This is a genomic window from Pseudomonas sp. 2957, from assembly GCF_031456345.1.
Classification (GTDB): Bacteria; Pseudomonadota; Gammaproteobacteria; order Pseudomonadales; family Pseudomonadaceae; genus Aquipseudomonas; species Aquipseudomonas siliginis.
This window is the reverse complement of the sequence record NZ_JAVDUL010000004.1, coordinates 576,992-595,027: the sequence shown is the minus strand read 5'-3', so window position 1 is coordinate 595,027 and position 18,036 is coordinate 576,992. Positions and strand designations below refer to the sequence as shown.

General features: G+C 62.2%; 15 protein-coding genes. 8 read left to right on the top strand and 7 right to left on the bottom strand.

Annotated features, from left to right (window positions below; translation table 11 throughout):
* Nucleotides 1-267: 267 nt before the first annotated feature.
* The 6 genes from J2Y39_RS17375 to pilG form a co-directional block, all read right to left on the bottom strand.
* Nucleotides 268-738, bottom strand: a complete 471-nt coding sequence (locus J2Y39_RS17375; protein ID WP_071172230.1) for a chemotaxis protein CheW — start codon at nucleotides 736-738, stop codon at nucleotides 268-270.
* On the bottom strand, nucleotides 731-6,640 hold the full coding sequence (locus J2Y39_RS17370; RefSeq protein ID WP_310218908.1) for an Hpt domain-containing protein: 5,910 nt from the start codon (nucleotides 6,638-6,640) through the stop codon (nucleotides 731-733). The genes J2Y39_RS17375 and J2Y39_RS17370 overlap by 8 nt, the downstream gene beginning before the upstream one ends.
* A gap of 11 nt (nucleotides 6,641-6,651) precedes the next feature.
* Nucleotides 6,652-8,700, bottom strand: a complete 2,049-nt coding sequence (locus tag J2Y39_RS17365; protein WP_041476807.1) for a methyl-accepting chemotaxis protein — start codon at nucleotides 8,698-8,700, stop codon at nucleotides 6,652-6,654.
* A gap of 209 nt (nucleotides 8,701-8,909) precedes the next feature.
* Entirely contained in the window at nucleotides 8,910-9,449 is a 540-nt protein-coding gene (locus tag J2Y39_RS17360) for a chemotaxis protein CheW (RefSeq protein WP_016772745.1), read from the bottom strand.
* Nucleotides 9,450-9,459: 10 nt separating this feature from the next.
* A complete protein-coding gene (pilH, locus tag J2Y39_RS17355) occupies nucleotides 9,460-9,825 on the bottom strand; it encodes a twitching motility response regulator PilH (protein ID WP_016772744.1) in 366 nt (121 codons plus the stop codon).
* Nucleotides 9,826-9,885: 60 nt separating this feature from the next.
* Nucleotides 9,886-10,290: a twitching motility response regulator PilG gene (pilG, locus tag J2Y39_RS17350; protein WP_310218905.1), complete on the bottom strand. Its 405-nt coding sequence runs from the start codon at nucleotides 10,288-10,290 to the stop codon at nucleotides 9,886-9,888.
* 225 nt (nucleotides 10,291-10,515) lie between these two features.
* Here pilG and gshB point away from each other — a divergent pair, with 225 nt between their 5' ends.
* From gshB to J2Y39_RS17315, 7 genes are all read left to right on the top strand, one after another.
* Entirely contained in the window at nucleotides 10,516-11,487 is a 972-nt protein-coding gene (gshB, locus tag J2Y39_RS17345; RefSeq protein ID WP_056786399.1) for a glutathione synthase, read from the top strand.
* Nucleotides 11,488-11,594: 107 nt separating this feature from the next.
* A complete protein-coding gene (locus tag J2Y39_RS17340) occupies nucleotides 11,595-12,494 on the top strand; it encodes an energy transducer TonB (protein WP_039757551.1) in 900 nt (299 codons plus the stop codon).
* Between the two features lie 135 nt (nucleotides 12,495-12,629).
* Nucleotides 12,630-13,202, top strand: a complete 573-nt coding sequence (locus tag J2Y39_RS17335) for a YqgE/AlgH family protein (RefSeq protein ID WP_016772739.1) — start codon at nucleotides 12,630-12,632, stop codon at nucleotides 13,200-13,202.
* A complete protein-coding gene (gene ruvX / locus J2Y39_RS17330) occupies nucleotides 13,202-13,639 on the top strand; it encodes a Holliday junction resolvase RuvX (RefSeq protein ID WP_041476809.1) in 438 nt (145 codons plus the stop codon). The genes J2Y39_RS17335 and ruvX overlap by 1 nt, the downstream gene beginning before the upstream one ends.
* Before the next feature lie 81 nt (nucleotides 13,640-13,720).
* Nucleotides 13,721-14,227, top strand: a complete 507-nt coding sequence (gene pyrR, locus J2Y39_RS17325; RefSeq protein ID WP_016772737.1) for a bifunctional pyr operon transcriptional regulator/uracil phosphoribosyltransferase PyrR — start codon at nucleotides 13,721-13,723, stop codon at nucleotides 14,225-14,227.
* Nucleotides 14,228-14,254: 27 nt separating this feature from the next.
* The gene (locus J2Y39_RS17320; RefSeq protein WP_016772736.1) at nucleotides 14,255-15,259 is read left to right on the top strand and encodes an aspartate carbamoyltransferase catalytic subunit; all 1,005 of its coding nucleotides are present in this window, start codon (nucleotides 14,255-14,257) and stop codon (nucleotides 15,257-15,259) included.
* Nucleotides 15,256-16,527 (top strand): dihydroorotase, encoded by a 1,272-nt coding sequence (locus J2Y39_RS17315; RefSeq protein WP_310218903.1) that lies wholly within the window; start codon nucleotides 15,256-15,258, stop codon nucleotides 16,525-16,527. Before J2Y39_RS17320 ends, J2Y39_RS17315 begins: the two co-directional genes overlap by 4 nt.
* Before the next feature lie 83 nt (nucleotides 16,528-16,610).
* Here the strand turns inward: J2Y39_RS17315 and J2Y39_RS17310 are convergent, their stop codons facing one another.
* Entirely contained in the window at nucleotides 16,611-17,045 is a 435-nt protein-coding gene (locus tag J2Y39_RS17310; protein ID WP_016772734.1) for a TM2 domain-containing protein, read from the bottom strand.
* A 248-nt stretch (nucleotides 17,046-17,293) separates the two neighbouring features.
* On the opposite strand from J2Y39_RS17310, the gene J2Y39_RS17305 reads away from it, so the two are divergent.
* The gene (locus J2Y39_RS17305) at nucleotides 17,294-17,911 is read left to right on the top strand and encodes a C40 family peptidase (protein WP_024014657.1); all 618 of its coding nucleotides are present in this window, start codon (nucleotides 17,294-17,296) and stop codon (nucleotides 17,909-17,911) included.
* Nucleotides 17,912-18,036 lie beyond the last annotated feature (125 nt).

Genomic DNA, 18,036 nt, shown 5'->3' with positions numbered 1-18,036 from the left:
TGGGGGATGCTTGGGAATGACGCTGACCTGAGCCCGTTGTAGTGAATCCATAATCGACTCGGTCATTCAGGTCGATGTAGGACGCGAGACACCTCGGTCGGCTCCCTCTCCCTTTGGGAGAGGGCTGGGGTGAGGGGCTTTTGATCGTTCCCACGCTCTGCGTGGGAATGCCTCCACGGACGCTCCGCGTTCGGCTCTTGATGGGACGCGGAGCGTCCCGGGCTGCATTCCCACGCGGAGCGTGGGAATGATCAGTCAAGCCTTGGATCAGCGGGCCAATCCCGCATCCACCAGTAACTGCTCCAGCCCCAACAAATCCGGCACCTTCGCCACCTGCTCGCCGACCTGCACCGCCGCCTGCTCCAGCGCACACAACGGCACATCCACGTAACTCAACTGACTGTCGAGCTTGTACGACCGAGGAATCCCCTGCACCAACAGGGCGATGAATCTCAGCTCGGGCAAGCCGCCCAGCGCATTCAGAATCACGATCCGCGCCCGTTCGCCGATGACGATTTTCTGCCCGCAGGCCGATTCGAAACTGATCAGCGGAATCTGCCGCTCGCGCCACGTTACCCGCCCCAGGTACCACGGCGGCGTGTCGAGATCGAAGGCGCTGGCCTGGTAGTCGATCAGCTCGGCGATGGCGACATTGGGCAGAATCAGGTTGCGATCGGCCAGCGGCAGCAGCAGCCCGGTAAGCTGGCTGGTGCGCGGGTTGTGCCGGTGCTCATGCATGTTTCTTGCTCCACTGGGCGATGCTCTCCAGCAACACCGATTCCTGATACGGCTTGCCGAGGTAGTCGTTGACGCCGATGGCCATGGCGCGGTCGCGGTGTTTCTGCCCGGTGCGCGAGGTGATCATGATGATTGGCAAGTGGCGCAGGCGTTCGTCGGCGCGCACCTGGGTGGCGACTTCGAAGCCGTCCATGCGCGGCATTTCGATGTCGAGCAGCATCAGGTCGGGCAGGTGCTCTTCGAGCAGCAGCATCGCATCGACGCCGTCCTTGGCGGTCAGCACGTTCATGCCGTGGCGCTCGAGCAAACGGCTGGTGACCTTGCGCACCGTCACCGAGTCATCGACGACCATAATCAGCAACGGCTTGTGCGGTTCGCTGTCGATCTCCGTGGGCGTCGGTTCCTGCGCCAGCCGCGCCTGCATCGCGCGGATCGGTGCGAGCAGATCCAGAATCAGCACCACCCGGCCGTCGCCGAGAATCGTCGCCCCCGACACGCCCTGCACCGCCGCGAACTGCGGGCCGAGGCTCTTGACCACGATCTCGCGAGTGCCGGCCATGGCGTCGACCAGCACGGCAATGTGGCGGTCGTTGCAATGCACCAGCAGCACCGGCAACGGCAGGTTCTGCCCGAGCAGTTTTGGCCGTGGCGCAGTCTTCAACAGCTCGCCGAGATAGCACAGCTCATACCGCTGGCCGCCGTATTGATAGCTCGGTGGATCGTGACGGAAATGCCCTTCCAGATCATTCGGCAACACGCGCACGATGCCTTCGATGGTGTTCAGCGGAATCGCGTACTGATCCTCGCCGCACTGCACCATCAGCGCGCGGTTGACCGACACGGTGAACGGCAGGCGAATGCGGAAATGCACGCCCTGCCCCGGCACCGAATCGATACTCATGCTGCCGCCGAGCTGACGCACCTCTTCGTGGACCACGTCCATGCCGACGCCACGCCCGGAAATCTGGGTGATCTTTTCCGCCGTGGAAAACCCCGGCTGGAGGATGAACTGCAAAACGTCGCGATCGCTGATCTCGGCGTCGGGCGCCAGCAAGCCGCGTTTGATCGCCTTGCGCCGCACGGCTTCCAGCGGCACCCCGGCGCCGTCGTCGCGGATGTCGAAAACGATGTCACCGCCTTCGCGGGACAGATCAAGGGTGATCTGCCCTTGCGCCGGTTTGCCTGCCGCCAGCCGCACATCAGCGGGTTCGAGGCCATGGTCGACGGCGTTGCGCAGCATGTGTTCCAGCGGCGCGGCCATGCGCTCCAGCACGTTGCGATCCATCTCGCCATCAGCGTTGCCGACGACGAATGCGACATCCTTGCCCAGCTCTTCGGCGACCTGACGAACGATGCGTTTCAGACGCGGCACCATGCGTTCGAACGGCACCATGCGCGTACGCATAAGGCCTTCCTGCAGCTCGGTGTTGATCCGCCCCTGTTGTTGCAACAGGTTTTCTGCGTCGTGATTGCGGCGGTCGAGGGTTTCCTTGAGGTCGAGCAGGTCCGAGGCGGATTCGAACAGCGCCCGCGACAATTGCTGCAACTGCGAATGGCGATCCATTTCCAGCGGATCGAAGTCTTCATAACCGAGGCGTTCGCCATCGACTTGCTGGCGGCTGAGAATGCGCCCCTGGGTTTCGGTGTCGAGGCGGCGCAACTGATCACGAATGCGCTCGATGGTGGTTTCCATCTCGTTGAGGGCAATCTGCGCATCGTTGACCTGCTGCTCGATTCGCCCACGGAAAATCGAGGTTTCCCCGGCCAGATTGACCAGCTCATCGAGCAGTTCGGACGAGACCTTGACCATGTCCGCGCCAGCATCGGCGCTCGGCGGCGCGGCCTCGGGCTTGATGACTGGAGCCGGCGCCGGCGGCGCTTCAACCTGCACCGGGTGACTGAAATTCTGGATCGCGTTGATCAGCCGATCGGCCGGCGGGCACGGTTGCCCGGCGCGCACACCATCGAGCATTTGCGCCAGTCGGTCATGGCCGCGCTGCACCAGCGCGAACAGTTCGGCAGACGGTTGCAGCGCACCGCTAGAGAGGCTTTCGTAGAGAAATTCCAGCTCATGGGCGAGGTCGCCGATCGGGCCGATTTCGACCATGCGCGCGCCGCCCTTGAGGGTGTGTAGATCGCGCAGCAGGGTTTCAATCTCCTGACGGTTACCCGGCTCGGCCTGCCAGCGCAACAGCGCGGCGCCGGAGCTTTCGATGATGTCGAAACCTTCTTCGAGGAAGATTTCCAACAGTTCCGGATCATGCCCGGCGTTGTCGTGTTCGACCGCTGCGGGGGCAGATTCGCTGGCGGCCTGGCCCTGACGCAATTGACGGATCGCGTCGATCAGATCCTGCGCCGGGGTCAGCGCTTGATGCGCTTGCAGTTGCTCCAGCATCAGCGCCAAACGCTCGTGACTTTGCTGGAGCAAACCTTCGAGCACGACGCTGTGGCTGTAACGCCGATCGACCAGCCCTTCGTAGAGGTTTTCCAGCTCCTGGGCAAGGTCGCCGACGGCCTCGACTTCGGCCATGCGCGCGCCGCCCTTCAGCGTGTGCAAGTCGCGCTGCAATGACGACAGCGGCGCGGCGTTGTCCGGATCCTTGCGCCAGCGCTGCAAGGCTTGCCCGGCGCTGTCGAGAATGTCCACCGCCTCTTCGAGGAAGATTTCGACGATCTCGTCGTCAGGCTCGAGGACGGCAACCGATTGCTGCAATTGCGCGGTGGCGCTGCCCAGTTCGCGAATGTCCAGGGTGCGACTGCCGTCGCTGCGGATCAGGCCCATCGCCGCCGGGTCGAGGCCTTCGTCGAGCAGTTCCTGCAAGGCACGAATCCGCTCCGGTTGCGCGGTGATTTCCTGGCCGGCAGCGAGCTCGTCGAGCATGTTGATCAGCGCTTCGTGGGCCAGTTGCGCCTCGTGGAAAAACCGCTCACTGACCGCCAGGCTGCTTTCTTCCACCGCGCCATACAGGTCGAGCAAAGCTTCGCAGAGGCCATCGACCGGAAGCAGATCGGCAAGGTGCGCGCCCTCGCCCAGAGTGGTCAGCTCATCGAGCAAGGCGCTGAGTTCCTGGCGCTCGCCGGGGTGTTGCTGCCAGCGCTGCAAGAGGTTTTCGGCGTCGAGGAGGATGTCCATGCCCTGGGCGAGGAAGTTGTTGATCAGCTGCGGATCGCGCTTGAGGCGCAGGCCGCTGTCAGCGCCATCGGAGCTGGCTTGCAGGCGCTCGGCGAGCAGCGCCTCGGTGCGTTTGATCAGCGACTGCGCACCGACAATCGGCGCCAGCGGATCGTGTTTGAGCTGACGCAGGCCGACGCGGAACAAGCCCTCGGCTTCGAGCAGCAATTCAACCTCGTCCAGATCCAGCGGCAACTGATGCGCCTTGAACTCGCGAGCCAGTTGATCCAGTGAAGCCGCCAGTTCGGCCATCGGCAATACGCCGGCCATGGATGCACTGCCTTTGAGCGTGTGCAGCGCGCGTTGCAGCTCGTCGCTGGCCGGCAACGGCACCCGTTCGGCGGCCTGATCGAGGAAACGGTTGAGGCTGGCGAGATGGGTTTCAGCTTCCTTGCGGAAGATCTCCAGCAGCAGCGGATCAAGCGCGGCGACGTCGTCGGTGTCTTCGGCAGCCAGCGGCTCATCGCCTTTGGCCAACGCGTGGGCGCGGGCGGCGAGTTGGTCGACATCGTTGCGCTGGCGCTGACGCTGGGTGGCGAATTCGTTGATCAGCTCTGGCAGCAGCAACAGCGTGTCGCCGAGCAATTGGCGCAGCACTGCCCCGGGTTCGACGCTTTGTTCGAGCACGCGGTTGAGCAGGTTTTCCACCGCCCAGGCCAGTTCGCCAAGGACCAACGCGCGGACCATGCGCCCGCTGCCCTTCAAGGTATGGAAGGCCCGACGCAGCTCAATCAGGGCGGCGCGGTCCTGGGGATTGGCGCTCCAGCGCGGCAGGTATTCGTGGAGGACCGCGAGGACTTCGTCGGTCTCTTCGAGGAATACTTCGCGCAGTTCATCGTCGACCGGTTCTTCATCGGTCGGCGGCGGCATCAGGCTGTCAGGGGTGTTGCGCGCCGGCGGGTTGAGCGCCGACACCGGGCTGGCCAGCACCTCGGCGAGCGACTGCACGACGTCAGGGTCGTCAAGGGTTTGCAGATCCTGCATGAGCTGCGCTTCGCTGGGGCTGAGCACCTCATCGAGCACCGGCACTTGCGCTTCGCCGGGCTGCTCGTTGGCAAAGAAGCCGAGGCTGGCAAGGCTGTTTTGCGCGACATCGAGCAGATGCTCGGCGGGCGCCTGCGGGTCGTCGCTCAGGCGTTCGAGGTAATACTCCAGGCTGCTGATCACATCGGCCAGATGATCGAGTTGTTCCCAGCCCGGTTCGTGGGCATCGAGCATCAAATGCTCGCGAATGAAACCGTTGCAGGCCTCGACCAGACTCGCCGCGCGGGCCAGCGGAATCATCGCCAGCGCTCCGCGCACCTGCGTCAGCAGTTCGGGCAGCGGTTGCAGATGCTGGCGGTCCCAATCGGCGTCGATGTAGTCGACGATCATGTCCTTGGCCTGTTGCAGGCAGATGCGCGCTTCCTTGATCACGATCTGATGGATCTGCGTCAGGTCGGTGGTCGGCAGGCGTGCGTCTTCGGCGCTTTGCGTCTCCACCGTGCCGACCATGCCGGCCAGCGTCGCTTCGACGTAGAGCAAGGCCCCGGCGACGTCCATGAGAATGGCGTCGTTCGGTTCGCGCTGGCCCTGAGCGAGGCTGAGCACCACCGCCAGTTGGTCGATGATGACCTTGCGCGGCTGGCCGAAACCCAGCACCGCGAGGGTGTCGGCGATCTGTCGCAGCGGCGCGAGCAGGCTGTCCAGATCCGAGGCGTGCTGGCGGTCGCTGCGCACGAACAGATCGAGGCGCTCCTTGACCCGCACCAGCTCTTCGCACAGCGCCGCCAGCACCGAGCGCATGGCATCGCGGTCGGGGCCGGCGAGGCGCGCGCGTTCTTCATCGACCATCGCGCTGTCGGGCAACGCGTCGTCCAGGGAGTAGTGATCTTTCATGGTCAGCATCTGCCCGGTGGGATGTTCGGCTTTGGCAATATAGAACAACAGGCTTTTCAGCAGCTCGGCCGGCGCCGGTTGATTGAGCCCGACGATGCCCTGCTCGAGCAGGCGCTTGAGCTCTTGGTCGGCGTCCTTGAACAGGCTGCGCAGCGCCGGACTGTTGGCGATGACGCCCTCGCGCATGCCCTCGACCAATGCCGAGGCGATTTGCCACAAAGGGCTCAACGGCGCATCGCCGCTCAGCGCTTCGAGACGGCTGAAGACTTTGGCCAGATAGCCAAGGTGCGTCTGGTCGTCCTGTTCGCGCAGCAGACCGACCAGAGCCATTTGCAGCATCTGCCGCAGTTTGCGCAGCACGTTCGGCAGATCGGGCGGTTCCAGCGCGGCGAGTGCCGCGTCGCCGAGCGGCGCCAGCTCGGGCAGTGGCGGGCTGAACAGGCTGGTTTCCGCCAACAGGCTTTCACCACGGGCGCTGCGCAGATCGTTGATCAGCGGCAACACCACCAGCGGCAGGTCGCGGCGGGCGCTCTGCACGCGGTCAAGGTAAAGCGGCAGTTGCCCCAGGGCTTGCAGCAGCAGGTGCAAGGCCTCGTCGCGGTGTGGCACGCGTTGATGTTGCAGGGCTTCGACCAGGTGTTCCATTTCTTCGGCGAGCAACGCTGCGCCGTAGAATTCGACCATCTGCAGACTGCCGTGGACCTGATGAATGTACGCCAGGCACTCGTCCAGACCGGGAAAGGCCTGCGGATCGTCAAGCACGGCTTCGATCGCCTGATGCGCCAGCCTCAGCGTTTCGGCAATTTCGCCCTTGACCCATTCCAGGGCCACGTAGTCGTGCCGATCACCCATAACCACTCCACTCACGCTTTATCTGTCGCCGCCGGCAAGGTGAATCCGGACACCGAACGACGCAGCTGACTGGCCATTTTCGCCAGGTTGCCGATGCTCTCGGCGGTGGCCGTGGACCCCGACGAGGTTTGCGAGGTGATCTGCTGGATCACATTCATTGTCAGCGAGATCTGCCCGGCCGAGGAGGTCTGCTGCTGCGCCGCGTTGGAAATGCTCTGGATCAGCGCCGCGAGGGTCTTGGACACGCCTTCGATTTCTTCCAGAGCCACACCGGCATCCTGCGCCAGTCGCGCGCCGCGCACCACTTCGGTGGTGGTCTGTTCCATGGAAATCACCGCTTCGTTGGTGTCGGCCTGAATCGCCCGCACCAGGGTTTCGATCTGCCGGGTCGCGGCGGACGAACGTTCGGCCAGGCGCTGCACTTCGTCGGCAACCACGGCAAAACCGCGCCCGGCGTCGCCGGCCATCGATGCCTGGATCGCCGCGTTGAGGGCGAGGATGTTGGTCTGGTCGGCGATGTCGTCGATCAGGCTGACGATGTCGCCGATTTCCTGAGAGGACTCGCCGAGGCGCTTGATGCGCTTGGCCGTGTCCTGAATCTGTTCGCGGATGTTGTCCATACCGTGGATGGTGTTGTGCACCACCTCGTTGCCCTTGTTGGCGATTTCCACGGAACGCTCGGCCACCGCCGACGATTCGGCAGCGTTGGCCGAGACCTGATCGATGGACTCGGCCATGTCGCTGATCGCTGTCGAGGCTTCGGAAATCTGCTGGGCCTGTTGCTCAGACGCTTGGGCCAGATGCATGGCGGTGGCCTGGGTTTCCTGCACAGCGGCGGCAACCTGGCCGGCGGTGAGGTTGATGGTGGCGACCAGATCACGCAATTGGTCGACGGAATAGTTGATCGAGTCGGCGATGGTGCCGGTGAAGTCTTCGGTCACCGAAGCGGTCACGGTGAGGTCGCCATCGGCGAGGTCTTCGATTTCGTCGAGCAGGCGCATGATCGCGTTCTGGTTGCGCTCGTTCTTCTCGGCAGTTTCGCGCAACTGGCGATTGGTCTCACGGACCATGACCAGACCGATGAGGATGATCGAGGCCAGCGCCAGCAAGCCCAGCACATAGCCGCCAATGGTGTCGGTGTTGCGCCCGCCGGCCAGATGCTCGAATCCGGTGGCCAAGTGCGAGGCTTCGTCGAGCAGGGTTTGCGACAGGGTGAAGATGTTGCTCGCCGATTCGCGCACCTTGAACAGCTCAGGCGAGGTTTCGAGGATTTCGTCCACGGAGCCGGAAACGAACTGGAACAGCTCGGAGATTTCGCTCAAACGCGCACGGGCGTCGCGGTCTTCGACCTGGCTGATTTTCAGCGCCGGGTTGCCCTGCAACATGCCGTTGAGCACCAGACCGAAACGCGCGGCATCGCGGCCAAAGGCATCGGCGGCCTGCTGCGAGTTTTCGTCACCGGCGAGCACCGTGTTGACGGCACCGAGGATGCGTTCGGCAAGCAACGATTGCCGTTGCGCCATTGCCACCTGCGCCGCCGGAGCGCCGCGCTGGAGCAGGATTTCCACGACTTTTTCGTATTCGATCTGCAACTGCGGCACGGTTTCGGCCAGCGTCGCGGCGACTTGATGCAGCGACAGCACGGTCTGTTCGCTGCTGAGGATCGCATCGGTGTTTTTCAACAGGCGCTCCCAGTCCATCTGCACCGCGCGCATTTCCGGGCGCACCGCGACGGGTGCCGGCGGCAGGCCGGTGTTCGGGTCACCCTTCTTCAGGTAGCCCCAGCGCTGGGCAAAATCGTTGCGCGCATCACTGAGCAGCTTGAACGCCGCAGCCTTGCCCGCCGCCGCTTCGGTGGCGTTCTTGGCAATGCGTTGCGAGAGCACGCGCAGTTCGCCGGCATGGCCGATGTACTGCTTGTCGTAGTTCGCCTGGGTGTTGAGGTACGCGAAGTTGGCGAACAGCAGCATGATGAACACGATCAGTGCGATAAACAGCACGATGATCTGTGCGCGACTGCGCGATGCTTCTGCCGACTTGCCTGTTTTTGCTTTTGTCATCGGTCCTCGCCTATGAAACCTGCCATGGCCCTTGTGGGAGCGAGCCTTGTGGCGAGGGGATTTATCCCCGTTCGGCTGCGAAGCAGTCGCAAAAATATCGCATGCGCTGACGGTGTCAGGCATTGCAGTTTTTGGGGCCGCTGCGCGACCCAACGGGGATAAATCCCCTCGCCACATGGCCCGCGTCCACATGGGTTCTGTTGTTCGTGCTATAGAGCCACACCCATGAACACCGGAGACCTGGCCAGTGCGAACAGGCTGAACACCCGCCAGTTCTGTTCACGGCGGAAATAGCCTTTGACGAATTCGGCCTTGGAGCCCTGGCGCTTGCTGATCGACAGAGGCTCGAAACTGCCCTGTTCGAAATGCTGCAAGCCGATGACTTCGTCGACCATTACCCCGGCGAACACGTCTTCATGTTCCACCACCAATACCCGCCGTTGTTTGCGCAGCGGCGACAGCTCATGGCCGAAGAAGCCGCACAGGTCCATGATCGGCAGCAGCCGCCCGCGCAGATTGGCGACACCCTTGACCCACGGCTTGACCCCGGGCAACTGGGTGAAGCGCGGTTCATGCAGGACTTCGCTGACTTCGCCCATCGGCGCCACATACCAATGTTCGCCGAGGCGAAAGCCGATGCCGCTCCAGCGATCCGGGCGCGCCGCTTGCGACGGCAGGTCCGCTGCCAGCAGGCGGCAGCGCTGGTCGATCTGCCAGAGCAGTTCGAACGCGGTCAGCGATTCGTTCATGATCGCGCGATCAGCCGTTGAGTACGTTGTTCAGGGTCTTGATCAGGGTGTCTTCGTCGACCGGTTTGGTCAGGTAATCCTTGGCGCCCTGGCGGGTGCCCCAGACCTTGTCGGTTTCCTGATCCTTGGTGGTGATGATGATCACCGGGATGTGCGCAGTGTCGGCATCCTTGGTCAACTGCCGGGTCGCCTGAAAACCGTTGAGGCCGGGCATGACGATGTCCATCAGCACCGCGTCGGGTTTTTCCTGACGGGCCAGGGCCACGCCGTCGGCGCCGTTCTCGGCCTTGAGCACTTCATGGCCGTGCTTTTCGAGCATGCCGGTGAGTTTGTACATTTCAGTCGGCGAATCATCGACGATCAGGATACGTGCCATGGTCTTCCCCATTTTTCTGGTCGACTGCCGGCCCGCTGGCCGAGCGTCACTGTGCGTGTCTTACTGCGGCAAAACGGCGGCGAAGCCCGGAACATGGGCCTGGATCGCGTTGAGCAGTTCTTCTTTGCTGAACGGCTTGGTCAGAAATTGATCAGAGCCGACAATCCGCCCCTTGGCCTTGTCGAACAGACTATCCCTGGACGACAGCATGATCACCGGCGTCGCCTTGAAGGCGCTGTTGTTCTTGATCAGGGCGCAGGTCTGATAACCGTCCAGACGCGGCATCATGATGTCGACAAAGATGATCCCGGGATGGTGGTCGGCAATCTTCGCCAGCGCGTCGAAACCGTCGATGGCGGTGATCACTTCGCAACCGACATTCTTCAACAATGTTTCGGCGGTGCGGCGAATCGTTTTCGAGTCGTCGATCACCATGACCTTCAAGGCGCTGGACTGCTGTTCCATAAGAGGGTTCTACCGTCGCCTTTGCGAATCAAATTGTCCGTTTTGCTGTGAATAATGGCCTGAAACCCTTGAAACCCATGGGGCGGCGCGATCTGCCAGCCTTTTTAGCACAGTCTCCAGATGCAATCTATCGACGGGTTTTTCCTTGACCCGAAACCCGCCCGGCGCCACTCTGGCGGCACTTTTTCAATACCGATCCGGTAGCCAAATTTCGAGGAAAACCCAATGAGCGTTCGCGTCGGGATTGTCATGGACCCTATCGCCAGCATCTCCTATAAAAAGGATAGCTCGCTGGCCATGCTGCTGGCCGCGCAGAAGCGTGGCTGGGAACTGTTCTACATGGAACAGAAAGACCTGTATCAGGCCGAAGGCCAGGCGCGGGCGCGGATGAGCCCGCTGAAAGTCTTCGCCAACCCGGACAAATGGTTCGAGCTGGACGCCGAACAGGACAAGCTGCTAAGCGACCTGGACGTGATCCTGATGCGCAAGGATCCGCCGTTCGACATGGAATTCGTCTATTCCACTTATCTGCTGGAACAGGCCGAAGCCGCCGGCGTGCTGGTGGTGAACAAGCCGCAGAGCCTGCGCGACTGCAATGAAAAGCTGTTCGCCACGCTGTTTCCGCAGTGCACGCCGCCGACCATCGTCAGCCGCCGCCCGGACGTATTGCGTGAGTTCGCCGACCATCACGGTGACGTGATCCTCAAGCCGCTGGACGGCATGGGCGGTTCGTCGATCTTCCGCCACACCGCCGGGCACCCGAACCTCTCGGTGATCCTCGAAACCCTGACCCTGCATGGCAAGCAGCAGATCATGATTCAGGGCTACCTGCCGGCGATCGTCGATGGCGACAAGCGCATTTTGATGATCGATGGCGAGCCGGTGGATTACTGCCTGGCGCGGATTCCGGCTCTGGGCGAAACCCGTGGCAACCTCGCCGCCGGTGGCCGTGGCGAAGCGCGTCCGCTGACCGAGAAGGATCGCTGGATCGCCGCCCAGGTCGGCCCGACCTTGCGCGAGAAAGGCCTGCTGTTTGTCGGCCTCGACGTAATCGGCGAGCACCTGACCGAAATCAACGTCACCAGCCCGACCTGCATCCGCGAAATCGACAATGCGTTCGGCACTGATATCGGCGGCATGCTGATGGATGCGATCGATAAAAAGCTGCAAGCGGCCGGCAAAAAGCCACAAGCTTGATGTACGTCACATGCAGCCTGTCGCTTGAAGCGTGAAGCCCAAGGCGCGAAACCAACATTGCGTTATCATGCGCAGCCTCTGAAAAACGCGATGTTGGTTTTCTTGTCATGACCCTTCCGTCCGATCTGCCCGCTGAACTCGCCCATCGTGGCGTGCGCCCGGCCGATCGCCTCGGTTTTACACTGTTTCTGGCAGCGCTGATTCACCTGGCGCTGCTGCTAGGCGTCGGCTTCACCATGGTCGAGCCGCAGCAGATCAGCAAAACCCTGGAAATCACCCTGGCCACCTTCAAGGCCGAGAAGAAGCCGGAAAAGGCAGATTTTCTCGCCCAGGAAAACCAGGAAGGCAGCGGCACGCTCGATAAGAAGGCCCTGCCCAAGACCACTGAAGTCGCGCCTTTCCAGGACAATCAGGTCAAAAAGGTCACCCCGCCGCCCGCCGCCAAGCCAGTGGTGCAGGAAGCGGCACCGAAGGCAGCGGTGACCACCGTCGCGCCGAAACCGAAAAAGGCGCCGACCAAGAAAGAAGAAAGCAAAACCGAAGTCAAACCGACCGTCGACGCGCCGGTGTTCGACAGCTCGCAGTTGTCCAGCGACATCGCCAGCCTCGAAGCAGAGCTGGCCAAGGAACAACAGCTGTACGCCAAACGCCCGCGCATCCACCGCTTGAGCGCGGCCTCGACCATGCGCGACAAGGGCGCCTGGTACAAGGACGACTGGCGCAAGAAGGTCGAGCGCATCGGCAACCTCAACTACCCCGAAGAAGCACGGCGCAAGCAGATCTACGGCAATTTGCGCCTGATGGTCTCGATCAACCGCGACGGTTCGCTGTATGAGGTGCTGGTGCTGGAATCCTCCGGCCAGCCGCTGCTCGATCAGGCGGCGCAGCGCATTGTCCGCCTGGCCGCGCCGTTTGCACCGTTTACCGGCGATCTGTCGGACATCGACCGCCTGGAAATCATCCGCACCTGGAAATTTGCCCGGGGCGACAAGCTCTCAAGCAATTAAGAGCAAAATCAAAAGATCGCAGCCTTCGGCAGCTCCTACAGTGGGCCTGCGTACACCCTGCAGGAGCTGCCGAAGGCTGCGATCTTTTAAAGCCTCAGCTTGTCAGTTTGCCCCTTCGACGCCACACTAGCGCTCATGAAAAACGTCAGCCCCAGCTACCTCAAGCATCACTTCCTGATCGCCATGCCACACATGGCCGACCCGAACTTTGCCCACACCTTGACCTACATCGTCGAGCACACGGCCAATGGCGCGATGGGGCTGGTGGTCAACAGGCCGCAAGACTTGAACCTGGCCGACATCCTCGAACAGTTGCGCCCGGACATCGAGCCGCCGGCACGCTGCCAGGATGTGCCGATCTTCATCGGCGGGCCGGTGCAGACCGATCGCGGTTTTGTCCTGCACCCGGCGGGCCAAACGTTCCAGGCCACGGCGCAACTGGATGGCGACCTGGCCCTGTCGACTTCGCAGGACGTGCTGTTCGCCATCGCTGACGGCGTCGGCCCCGCGCAGAGCCTGATTACCTTGGGTTACGCCGGCTGGGAAGCCGGGCAACTGGAAGCCGAACTGGCCGACAACGCCTGGCTGACCTGCCCGTTCAACGCCGACATCCTGTTCAACACTCGCAGCGAATTGCGCCTGGAAGCGGCAGCGCGGCATCTGGGCATCGACCTCAATCTGCTCACCAGCCAGGCAGGTCACGCCTGATGGCCCTGCGCCTGATTCTCGGCTTCGACTACGGCACCAAACAGATCGGCGTCGCGGTCGGCCAGGTCATCACCGGCCAGGCCCGCGAGCTGTGCACTTTGAAAGCGCAGAACGGCGTGCCGAACTGGGATCAGGTCGAAGCGCTGATAAAAGAATGGAAACCCGACGCCGTGGTGGTCGGCCTGCCGCTGAACATGGACGGCACGCCGAGCGACATGTGCGTGCGCGCCGAGAAATTCGCCCGCCGCCTCAACGGCCGCTACAACCTGCCCTTCTATACCCACGACGAACGCCTGACCACTTTCGAAGCCAAGGGCGAGCGACTGGTGCGTGGCGGGCAGAAAGGCAGTTACCGCGACAACCCGGTGGACGCCATCGCCGCTGCCCTGCTGCTGCAGGGCTGGCTCGATGAAAACACTGCATTGTTTGAATCCTGACAAGCGCTTCGGCGCTTTTCTTTTGGTTATAAACCGAGCTTCGTCCGGCAGGACGCAGCGCGGAATCACGAAGGAGCAACCATGAGCCTGCCCAATCCCGCCGATCTGATCAGCCAGATGGCGACCCGCCTCAAGGCGCACCTTGCCCAGCGTGACATCAGCGAACCGCGTTACATCGGCATCCGCACCGGCGGCATCTGGGTCGCGCAGGCGCTGCTCAAGGAACTGAACAGCGATGCGCCACTGGGCACGCTGGATGTGTCCTTCTATCGCGATGACTTCAGCCAGAATGGCCTGCACCCGCAAGTGCGCCCGTCCGCCCTGCCCTTCGAGATCGAAGGCCAGCATCTGGTGCTGATCGACGACGTGCTGATGAGCGGTCGGACTATCCGCGCCGCGATGAATGAATTGTTCGATTACGGCCGCCCGGCCAGCGTCACCCTGGTTTGCCTGCTGGACCTGGACGCCGGCGAGCTGCCGATCCGCCCGAACGTGGTCGGCGCCACCCTGACCCTGGCCGGCAACCAGCGGGTCAAGTTGTCCGGCCCCGAGCCGCTGACGCTCGAACTGCAAGACGTCACCCTTTAATCCGCCCTATTGAGAGTCCCCCTCGCGATGACGCCTCTAGATACCAAGCGCCCGCTGCAGCTCAATGATCAGGGCCAGCTGCGCCACTTCCTCTCGCTCGACGGTTTGCGCCGCGAGTTGCTGACGGAAATCCTCGACACTGCCGACTCGTTCCTTGAAGTCGGTGCCCGGGCGGTGAAGAAGGTCCCGTTGCTGCGCGGCAAGACCGTGTGCAACGTGTTCTTCGAAAACTCCACGCGCACCCGCACCACGTTTGAACTGGCGGCCCAGCGGCTGTCGGCGGACGTGATCACCCTGAACGTGTCGACATCGTCGGCGAGCAAGGGCGAAACGCTGCTCGATACCCTGCGCAACCTTGAGGCCATGGCCGCCGACATGTTTGTCGTGCGCCACGGCGACTCCGGTGCGGCGCACTTCATCGCCGAGCATGTCTGCCCGCAAGTGGCGATCATCAACGGCGGCGACGGCCGGCATGCGCACCCGACCCAGGGCATGCTCGACATGCTCACCATCCGTCGGCACAAGGGCGGTTTCGAAAACCTTTCGGTCGCCATCGTCGGCGACATCCTGCATTCGCGGGTGGCGCGCTCGAACATGCTCGCGCTGAAAACCCTCGGCTGCCCGGACATCCGCGTGATCGCGCCGAAAACCCTGCTGCCGATCGGCATCGAGCAATACGGCGTCAAGGTCTACACCGACATGGCTGAAGGCCTGAAAGACGTCGACGTGGTGATCATGCTGCGCCTGCAACGTGAGCGCATGACCGGCGGCCTGCTGCCCAGCGAAGGCGAGTTCTATCGCCTGTTCGGCCTGACCACCGCGCGTCTGGCCGGGGCCAAACCCGATTGCATCGTCATGCACCCGGGGCCGATCAATCGTGGCGTGGAGATCGAGTCGGCGGTGGCCGACGGCCCGCACTCGGTGATCCTCAATCAAGTGACCTACGGCATCGCGATTCGTATGGCTGTGCTGTCCATGGCCATGAGCGGGCAGACTGCGCAACGTCAATTCGAGCAGGAGAACGCCCAGTGAAGCTCAGCATTCTCGGCGCACGCGTTATCGATCCCAGCAGCGGCCTGGATCAAATCACCGACATCCACGTTGAAGCCTGCAAGATCGTCGCCCTCGGCGCCGCACCGGCCGGTTTCAGCGCAGTAGAAACCATCGATGCCCAAGGTCTGGTCGCCGCACCTGGCCTGGTCGATCTCAATGTCGCCCTGCGCGAGCCGGGTTACAGCCGCAAAGGCTCGATCGTCAGCGAAACCCGCGCCGCCGCTGCCGGTGGCGTGACCAGCCTGTGCTGCCCACCGAAGACCAGACCGGTGCTCGACACCTCGGCCGTCGCCGAACTGATCCTCGACCGCGCCCGCGAGGCCGGCAACACCAAGGTGTTCCCGATCGGCGCCCTGAGCAAAGGACTGGACGGTGAGCAATTGGCCGAACTGGTCGCCCTGCGCGACGCCGGGTGCGTGGCGTTCGGCAACGATCTGGAAAGCTTCCGCAACACTCGCACCCTGTGCCGGGCGCTGGAATATGCGGCGACTTTCGACCTGACGGTGATCTTCAACTCGCAGGATCACGATCTGGCCGAGGGCGGTCTGGCCCACGAAGGCGCGGTCGCCAGTTTCCTTGGCCTGCCGGGCATCCCGGAGACGGCGGAAACCGTGGCGCTCGCTCGCGATCTGCTGCTGGTCGAGCAAACCGGCGTACGTGCGCATTTCAGCCAGTTGACCAGTGCGCGCGGTGTTGCCCTGATTGCCCAAGCGCAGGCCCGTGGCCTGAAAGTCACCGCCGATGTAGCGCTGTATCAGCTGATCCTGACTGACGAAGCGCTGATCGACTTCAACAGCCTCTATCATGTGCAACCGCCGCTGCGCACCCGCGCCGATCGCGATGGCCTGCGTGAGGCAGTGAAGTCCGGGGTGGTCTCGGCCATTTCCAGCCATCACCAGCCCCACGAGCGCGACGCCAAACTGGCCCCGTTCGGCGCCACCGAGCCGGGCATCAGCAGTGTTGAGTTGCTGCTGCCGCTGGCGATGACGCTGGTTGAGGATGGTTTGCTCGACTTGCCGACGCTATTGGCTCGGTTGAGCGCAGGCCCGGCCGAAGCGCTGCGCCTGCCGGCGGGCAAACTGGCGGTGGGCGGTGCGGCGGATATCGTGCTGTTCGATCCGAAGTCATCCACGGTGGCCGGTGAACAATGGCTGTCGAAGGGCGAGAACTGCCCGTTCATCGGGCATAGTCTGCCGGGCGTGGTGCGCTATACGCTGGTGGATGGGCGGATTACGCACCAGGCTTGATAGCCAGTTGACCCCTTCGCGAGCAGGCTCGCTCCCACAGGTATTGCGATGATTCCTGTGGGAGCGAGCCTGCTCGCGAAAGCTTACTGAAAGGCGCCCCGATTCTGCGCGTTGCGCACCGACACCTGATCGTTCAGCGTCCAGAAGTCATACAGCACGCCAATAAAGAACAACCCGCCGGTCAGCAGATACAGCAGGCCGCTGATCCATTTGCCCTGATACATCCGGTGCACGCCGAACACACCGAGGAAGGTCAGCAGAATCCACGCGACGTTGTACTCGATCGGCCCGGCAGCAAAGCGCAAATCCGCTTCGCGATCCATCGCCGGGATCAGAAACAGGTCGATCAGCCAGCCAATCCCCAGCAAACCGAAGGTGAAGAACCAGATCGTCCCGGTCACCGGTTTGCCGTAATAAAAGCGGTGCGCGCCAGTGAATCCGAAAATCCACAGCAGGTAGCCGATGACTTTGCTGTGAGTGTCTTTTTCTTTCACGCGGGGTAGCTGATAGCTGTTCATTAAGACCTCATTGCACTCGATAGATAAATATTCTTCATTTCTTTGTGACTTTTTTACAGGTGGCCGACGTATGGCAAATGTTACCGTTGCTAGCGCGAAACCCTTATAGAACCTGACTTCTGTCGGACAATTGCGTACTTTTTGAGCGTTTTTGGTTCCGTAGCCAGCCGAATGAATCGATGAACGGCCTCGGAACGGCAAAAAAAGCTGTTATAAAGTTGCGCGCTATCACTTATGAGCCACGCCTAATGCGACCATTTTTCAAGACATGGCTGACTATTTGCCTATTAATGCCACTGGCCGCCCACGCCACCAATCGTGAGCAACGTCTTCCCAACGTCAACGGCTTCACCCCTAAATCCCATGCTTCGGCTCCCTCGAGCAAAAGCAGCAAGAGCAAGACCACCACGCTGAGCAGCAAGAGCCGCAGCAAGCTGGTGCCACCGATGGCGAGCAAGGAAAGCAGCAATGTGCTGAGCCGTGCGGTAAACGTCCTCGGTACACCTTATCGTTGGGGCGGCAGCAGCCCAAGTAAAGGCTTCGATTGCAGCGGTCTGGTGAAATACGCGTTCAACGACGCTACTTTCGACCTGCCACGCACCTCCAACGCCATGGCCAGCGGTCACGGCGAGAAAGTCGAGCGCAAGGATCTGAAGCCGGGCGATCTGATTTTCTTCAACATCAAGAGCCGTCGGGTCAACCACGTTGCCATCTACCTGGGCAACGACCGCTTCATCCACGCCCCGCGCCGTGGCAAAGCGGTGAGCATCGACACGCTGAACAAGCCGTACTGGGAAAAGCATTACGTCGTGGCCAAGCGCGTATTGCCGAAAGAACAACAGCAGCTGCGCGTAGTCCAGCGCTGAGCTGTTTGATCTCCTGAATCAGCTTCAGCAGTACCGGCCTTTTCGCGAGCAGGCTCGCTCCCACAGAAGAATGCATTCCAGCTGAAGGAATGCGGTTTGATGTGGGAGCGAGCCTGCTCGCGAAG

Bases quoted from the DNA above. Each gene is read 5' to 3' on its own strand.
- ruvX (WP_041476809.1), top strand. From the start codon at position 13,202: ATGGCCCTGCGCCTGATTCTCGGCTTCGACTACGGCACCAAACAGATC.
- J2Y39_RS17310 (WP_016772734.1), bottom strand. From the start codon at position 17,045: ATGAACAGCTATCAGCTACCCCGCGTGAAAGAAAAAGACACTCACAGC.
- gshB (WP_056786399.1), top strand. From the start codon at position 10,516: ATGAGCGTTCGCGTCGGGATTGTCATGGACCCTATCGCCAGCATCTCC.
- J2Y39_RS17375 (WP_071172230.1), bottom strand. From the start codon at position 738: ATGCATGAGCACCGGCACAACCCGCGCACCAGCCAGCTTACCGGGCTG.
- J2Y39_RS17365 (WP_041476807.1), bottom strand. From the start codon at position 8,700: ATGACAAAAGCAAAAACAGGCAAGTCGGCAGAAGCATCGCGCAGTCGC.
- pyrR (WP_016772737.1), top strand. From the start codon at position 13,721: ATGAGCCTGCCCAATCCCGCCGATCTGATCAGCCAGATGGCGACCCGC.
- J2Y39_RS17340 (WP_039757551.1), top strand. From the start codon at position 11,595: ATGACCCTTCCGTCCGATCTGCCCGCTGAACTCGCCCATCGTGGCGTG.
- J2Y39_RS17305 (WP_024014657.1), top strand. From the start codon at position 17,294: ATGCGACCATTTTTCAAGACATGGCTGACTATTTGCCTATTAATGCCA.
- pilH (WP_016772744.1), bottom strand. From the start codon at position 9,825: ATGGCACGTATCCTGATCGTCGATGATTCGCCGACTGAAATGTACAAA.
- J2Y39_RS17360 (WP_016772745.1), bottom strand. From the start codon at position 9,449: ATGAACGAATCGCTGACCGCGTTCGAACTGCTCTGGCAGATCGACCAG.
- pilG (WP_310218905.1), bottom strand. From the start codon at position 10,290: ATGGAACAGCAGTCCAGCGCCTTGAAGGTCATGGTGATCGACGACTCG.
- J2Y39_RS17370 (WP_310218908.1), bottom strand. From the start codon at position 6,640: ATGGGTGATCGGCACGACTACGTGGCCCTGGAATGGGTCAAGGGCGAA.
- J2Y39_RS17335 (WP_016772739.1), top strand. From the start codon at position 12,630: ATGAAAAACGTCAGCCCCAGCTACCTCAAGCATCACTTCCTGATCGCC.
- J2Y39_RS17320 (WP_016772736.1), top strand. From the start codon at position 14,255: ATGACGCCTCTAGATACCAAGCGCCCGCTGCAGCTCAATGATCAGGGC.